The organism is Vibrio sp. D173a (assembly GCF_030248475.1).
In genome coordinates, this window is the sequence record NZ_JAHGAH010001137.1 from 1 (window position 1) to 1,239 (window position 1,239).

2 protein-coding genes are annotated in these 1,239 nt (G+C 45.0%); both read left to right on the forward strand.

Annotation, left to right across the window (positions count from 1 at the left end; translation table 11 throughout):
• Positions 1-296: cupin domain-containing protein (locus tag KIV40_RS31820; protein ID WP_285353319.1), on the forward strand; the 296-nt coding region annotated here is incomplete at its 5' end.
• A 72-nt stretch (positions 297-368) separates the two neighbouring features.
• The coding region (locus tag KIV40_RS31825) for a DUF1722 domain-containing protein (protein WP_285353321.1) at positions 369-1,239 on the forward strand (871 nt) is incomplete at its 3' end.

Below are 1,239 nucleotides of genomic sequence, written 5' to 3' on the forward strand. Positions count from 1 at the left end.
CGCGTCTCGACTTTGAAGATGGTGAGCATCACACTAGCCTTCTGCACATCGATAAAGAAGGCGCCGTGCCTTGCCACACCCACAAAGGCTTTGAGATTACCTTGCTTTTAGAAGGCAGTTTTGAAGACGAGATGGGTGAATATCATAAGGGCGATTTTATCTGGTTAGATGGTGAACATACGCACCAACCTTTTACTAAGGAAGGGTGTGTGTGCCTAACGGTTTCAAGCGATGCTCTATACTTTACGAAAGGTGTGAGTCAGTTGTTTAACCCAATTGGCAAGTTCATTTATTAGTGATTGAAAAACATTAATAAACATACCATCCTATATACAACGTCTTGAGTAATGTTTATAAGGATTTGACCTATGGACAAAAAAATAAAAATCGGTATCAGCGCTTGTGTTGCAGGACACAAGGTTAGATTCGATACAGGTCATAAACGCTCTCGTTTCTGTACTGACGATCTGGCTGACTATGTTGAGTTAGAGCCAGTGTGTCCGGAAATGGGAGTGGGGCTTCCAACGCCTCGCCCAACGATTCGTCAAACCAGAATGCTAGACGATGTCATCCATGTGTCTCGTCCAGATGGCACCGGTGACGTTACTAATGAGCTGATCGAATATGGGCAAAACTACGCAAAAAATAACGAGCACATTGCAGGCTTTAGTGTGTGTCAAAAAAGCACCACCTGCGGTATGGAACGTGTGAAGGTCTATCACCATCATGGTCGCGGCTCAGAATCGACAGGCATTGGTATGTTTACCAAGCAGCTAATGGATCATAACCCATTGTTGCCGATCGAAGAGAACGGCCGTTTGAACGACCCAATTCTTCGCGAAAACTTCATGACTCGTGTGTTTACGTACCAGAAATGGCTCGACTTGGTTGATGAAGGCATCACTAAGCACAAGTTGATTCAGTTCCACAGCGCTCACAAATACCTAGTTATGTGTCACCACGTTGAAGGCTACAAAGAACTCGGCCAACTATTGGGTGAAAGTGATCTAGAGATCAATGCGCTGGCTAAACGCTACATTGAGGGGCTAATGACGGCACTGCAACACCATGCTAACCGTGGTACGCACGCTAACACACTTCAGCACTTACAAGGTTACTTTAAGAAGCAACTAAGCAGCACTCATAAGCAAGAGCTGTCACGACAAATCAACGATTTCCGTGAAGGCACTATCCCATTGCTGGTGCCACTTACGCTGATTAATCACTATTTGATGGAGT